At 57.0% G+C, this 4,444-nt stretch carries 2 protein-coding genes and 3 pseudogenes; 2 read left to right on the top strand and 3 right to left on the bottom strand.

What is annotated here, in order from left to right; translation table 11 throughout:
* Nucleotides 1-90: 90 nt before the first annotated feature.
* Nucleotides 91-1,431, top strand: a pseudogene (locus tag DFS13_RS39490) (IS66 family transposase); the annotation flags it as partial.
* A gap of 26 nt (nucleotides 1,432-1,457) precedes the next feature.
* Nucleotides 1,458-1,790, top strand: a pseudogene (locus tag DFS13_RS39485) (IS4 family transposase); the annotation flags it as partial.
* A gap of 10 nt (nucleotides 1,791-1,800) precedes the next feature.
* On the opposite strand, the pseudogene DFS13_RS39480 reads toward DFS13_RS39485, so the two are convergent.
* The 3 genes and pseudogenes from DFS13_RS39480 to DFS13_RS39470 form a co-directional block, all read right to left on the bottom strand.
* Nucleotides 1,801-2,291: pseudogene (locus DFS13_RS39480) on the bottom strand (creatininase family protein); the annotation flags it as partial.
* A gap of 253 nt (nucleotides 2,292-2,544) precedes the next feature.
* A complete protein-coding gene (locus DFS13_RS40130; RefSeq protein WP_143282329.1) occupies nucleotides 2,545-2,916 on the bottom strand; it encodes a hypothetical protein in 372 nt (123 codons plus the stop codon).
* A gap of 881 nt (nucleotides 2,917-3,797) precedes the next feature.
* The gene (locus tag DFS13_RS39470; RefSeq protein ID WP_075687087.1) at nucleotides 3,798-4,085 is read right to left on the bottom strand and encodes a DUF4148 domain-containing protein; all 288 of its coding nucleotides are present in this window, start codon (nucleotides 4,083-4,085) and stop codon (nucleotides 3,798-3,800) included.
* Between the last annotated feature and the right edge of the window lie 359 nt (nucleotides 4,086-4,444).

Below are 4,444 nucleotides of genomic sequence, written 5' to 3'. Positions count from 1 at the left end.
CCTTGAAACCGTTCGAATCCGCGTTTTACCCCCGGTTCTGCTGGCGCCATTACGCCGCCCATCCCCGGCTCCTTTACGCCGCCCCGCGACACTGCCGACGCGCCCGCGCGTGAAGACGTGCCCGGCACCTCGGTCGCCGCCCACACGCGCGGCAAGCGCGGGCGCAAACCACTCAATCCGAGCCTGCCGCGCGAGGTCGTGCGGCACGAGTTGCCAGAAGCTGAACGATTCTGCGCGCACGACGGCCACGCCCTCGTCGAGATTGGCGTAGAAACGAGCGAACAGCTCGACGTGATTCCCGAGCAAGTGCGCGTCGTTCAGCACCAGCGGGTCAAGTACGCCTGCCCTTGCTGTGATCTCGGCATTAAGGTCACGCCAGCGCCGACGCGCATCATCCCTCGCGGGCTGCTCACGGAATCCGCGCTGGCGTGGATCATCACTGGCAAGTACCAATACGGCATGCCACTGTATCGCCAGGCCACGCTGCTGCGTCGCTTCGGCGGCGACATCTTGTCGAACACGCTGGCCGCTAGCGTGGTGCGAGTGGGGCTTGCTACGCAGCCGGTGATCAACCTGATGCGTGACGCGCTGCTCGAATCCGACCTGATCTACGGCGACGAGACAACGTTCCAGGTGCTGAAGGAACCGGGACGAAGGCCGCAGGCAAAGAGCTACCTGTGGGCGCAGGTCAACGGCTCAGGGCCGCCCGTGCGGATGTTCTCGTACTCGCCGGGACGTGGTGCCCAACATGCGCAGAAGCTCTATGCCGGCGTGCAGCCCGACACTGTGCTGATGACGGACGGGTACGAACTCTATAACGGCATCGCCCACGATCACCAGCTCGTGCATCTCGGATGCTGGGCGCATGTACGCCGCGGCTTCATCAAGGCCGAGGAGTCGGTGCCGAAAGCGGCACGCTCATCGGATCTGCTGGCCACGCGCTTCGTTAAGCTGATCGGCAAGCTGTTCACGGCCGAGGCGCGAAGCGCGAAGTGGACGCCTGAACGCCGGCAGCGATTGCGTACCCGATACAGCGCCCGAGTGCTCTCCCTCGTCGAACGCATGATGGTCGAGCATCTGCCCGCCGTCGTGCCGTCGAGTCTGCTCGGCAAGGCGCTGCAATACATGAGCGGGCAATGGCCCAAGCTGGTCCGCTACATCGAGAACGGCAACTGGCCACTCTCGAACAACCTGTGTGAAAACGCGATCAGACCGTTCGTCGTCGGCCGCAAAGGCTGGCTGTTCTCCGACACTGTCGCCGGCGCGCAGGCCAGCGCCAATCTGTACTCCCTCGTCGAGACGTACAAGGCGAACGGCATCGAACCGTATCGCTACCTCGTCTGGCTGTTCACGAAGCTGCCTCTCGCTGCAACCGCCGACGACTACGCGGCCCTCATGCCATGGAGCATGCCTGCCACTCCCAACCTCTGATGGGTGTCGTTAAAAGACCGCATACACTTGAGCGCGCGTTGGCGCTGTTCCTTGTGGTGGCTTGGCGCGTGACCTATCTGATGCGGCTGGGGCGCACCTGCCCTGATTTGGACGCGCGTCTGTTCTTCGATCCCGATGAAATTCGGGCTGCGTACCTGCTTACGAAAACGCCTCGATCTGCGCAACCCAAGCTCAACGAAGTGCTGCGCTTGGTCGCGCGTCTCGGTGGATTCCTCGCTCGCAAGAGCGACGGCGAACCCGGCGCTGAGACGATCTGGAAGGGACTCACGAAAGTTCATATCGCCGCGGAAACCATGCGCTTATTACGCGATGACGGTGACGCCGGCACTTCTGTATAACGACATGCGTCCAGGGCCTATTAAGTCGCGCTACCACGCATTTGATGTCGTCCTGATAGCCGCCATGGTCCCCGAGAAAAACGATATTCACGAAGCCGTGAATTTTGAAACTGTGAGCGGCGGACTCTAGGGTCCTTTCAAATACGTCGTCAGGCACCGTAATCGTACCGGGAAAGCGCATGTGGGACGTGGGTGGCGCATAGCCGCCCTCTGGAACGTAGGCAATCACGGGGGCGACGAGCGCGTTGCCGAGACCCTCCGCGATGCGCCGAGATAGCACCCCGACGCGCGCGTTGTGCTTGCCAAGCGCGACTACGGCCCGCTTTGCTCAGTTCCGCCGATGGGAACGACGATAGTGGTCTTGCCGGCGTGGATCTGATCACGCAGTTCGGTCCAGGTCAAGTCCTCTAGTTGAATCGTCTGAGACGTCTGCGCCAAGACAGAATGTGTCGCTGCCAAAGCGACAGTGGCGGCACAAGCGACTTGAAGGATGAATTGCATACCGGACTCACCAGGCAAATTGGAGAACTCGGCTCACGAGTCTACTCGCACTTTCTACCAAACGAACAGGCTTCGGCACGTCGCGAAGTACAAGTTGGCGTCCGCTCCACTAGCCCGCAATGATTCGCAAAAAAAAGTGCCCCGGACAATACTGCCCGGGGCATAAAAGGTGAGCCACACGGTTAGCGCCTTTCTCGCTTAGACGCTAGGGTGAGGACGACGTGGGATGGCTCACCTGCGTGGACGGTGAAGATCACGGATTGCGGTATAGCGAGCGGTCGTTGATCATGAACGATTCGGAAGCCGAGCGCACACCGCTTTGCGCGGCGCTCGTGGCGTCGTTGCCATAGCCGTCCTGCCCATATTCCTTCCGCACCGTGGCACCAGCTGCTTGTGCGTTGGCGCTCGCGGCTACGCTCGGCAATTGCGGATACTTGTGGTCCGCATCGGCGAATGCCGGTGCAGCGATCAAACTCGAAACGAGCGCGATGGTCAGGGCTACAAAAGCTGCTATCTCTTTCATTTCAATCTCCCAGGCAATTAACTTGAACGATCCGAGGGCCTTCCGTTCTGCATCAAAACCCGCGTGATCGCAATGGTCACAAGCATGCAGGAATTCACCCAATTGCAGCGTGGCAGCAGCATTACATCTTTGTCACATACAGCGCAACGCAAACACGATGGAACGCAGATGAGGCCGCAAAAAAGACCGCATAGAATCCAACCTCGCAAAATTTACCACATTCCTTGATATGTTTGGAGTAGACGAGCACACCCGATTCAAGACTGGAAAGGTTGGAGGGGCACGGAGAGAAGCAAGATCACGGCGCGGGATGGTCGGTCATATTATTTTTTCCTATAAACACCGACAGCATGTTTTGAAAATGTCGATTGAGTCCTATCCTGATGTGACCGCAGATAAGGATCTCGCGTCGATTCGGTCCTTACATGCTTTTGAAGTTCATTGTACTTGCTTTCCGGCATGCCATTCGCAAATGCGGCAGCCGAGATAGAAAGCACACCAAGCATAACTAGCAATCTTGAAGTCTTCATTTCTTCCACCATACCGATTCAAAAAATCTGTTCAGCGGCATCCCGGGACGTCACGTATCTGCCGAACATCATCAGCCCTATCCGGAGTTACCGAGGCGGGCAATTTCCGGTCTTGACGTGAAGATTTTGACAAGGGTACGATTTCGGCACCTGAATTTTCGAGCTCTCCTCGGCTTGGCTGACCTTTCCAGATTCGGCGGTCACACTCCTTGCTGCACAAGCGGAAAGCAGCAACGTGATGCAGCTCGCCAACAGCATGTACTTGTGGCGAAAAGTCTTCATATCTCCTCCAGGCCTTCAATTGCATCGCAAATCTCGTTTTGGGAGCCACCTGAGCGGAATAAAAGCAAATTCACTTCGATCGGCGTACTTGCAAGAGATGCCTTTTCGTATCACCACAATTCCCAAATAGCCATATGCAAGTACCACCGATCCACGGATTTACAGCATCATTTAGTTTGACGAAAAACGTCCCAACCGATAAAGCTCGCGATTTCTCTGGATAGTTGCTTCGCTCGGCGGATAATCCGATTTGCTACTCGGGATTAGACCGTCCTTTTGGGCCTGAATCAGCTCCGCGTATACTTCCGCCCTCGTTTTTCCGCGCACCGGGTTTCCCGATTGGCTATTCGCGGCACTCGAGTATCCGACACCGCTGTCTTGTGACATACCGGAATCAGCGAACGCAGGGTAAATCGTCGCAAAGCTGGCGACTGCGATCAAGATAGTTGCGATTTTCATACAATCCTCCATGTCAGGGAACTACAAATGAATACTACGCAACGCACCCGACGAATGCATGGCTGATAGATTAAGATTCTGAAATCTGAGCGCCATTGAGGATTGTTTCCATGGCCCCAATTCTTGAATGCGATTAACGGCGCTCATATATATGGACGCCGTTGTGTTTTAATTCGATTAAGGGGGCAAAATTTGAGCGAGCTCGCGAGCCTTCGCCCAATAGGAGGAAAACCTTATTGCGGACTTTGGAGGCCGAGTACAGAGACTAAGGAAACGCTGATTTATTCGGCTCGGCGGTCATCGCAGACGTAGCCGAGGACGTTTAGAAGACAGCTCACGGAACGGACCCACGACGATGA

This window comes from Burkholderia sp. 28_3, assembly GCF_003253915.1.
Taxonomy (GTDB): Bacteria; Pseudomonadota; Gammaproteobacteria; order Burkholderiales; family Burkholderiaceae; genus Burkholderia; species Burkholderia cenocepacia.
Note: the sequence above shows the minus strand (reverse complement) of the source record. Positions and strands in the feature narration are given on the sequence as shown.

What these genes read in the sequence shown, in the direction of transcription:
- DFS13_RS39470 (WP_075687087.1), bottom strand. Translation starts at nt 4,085, where the DNA reads ATGAAAATCGCAACTATCTTGATCGCAGTCGCCAGCTTTGCGACGATT.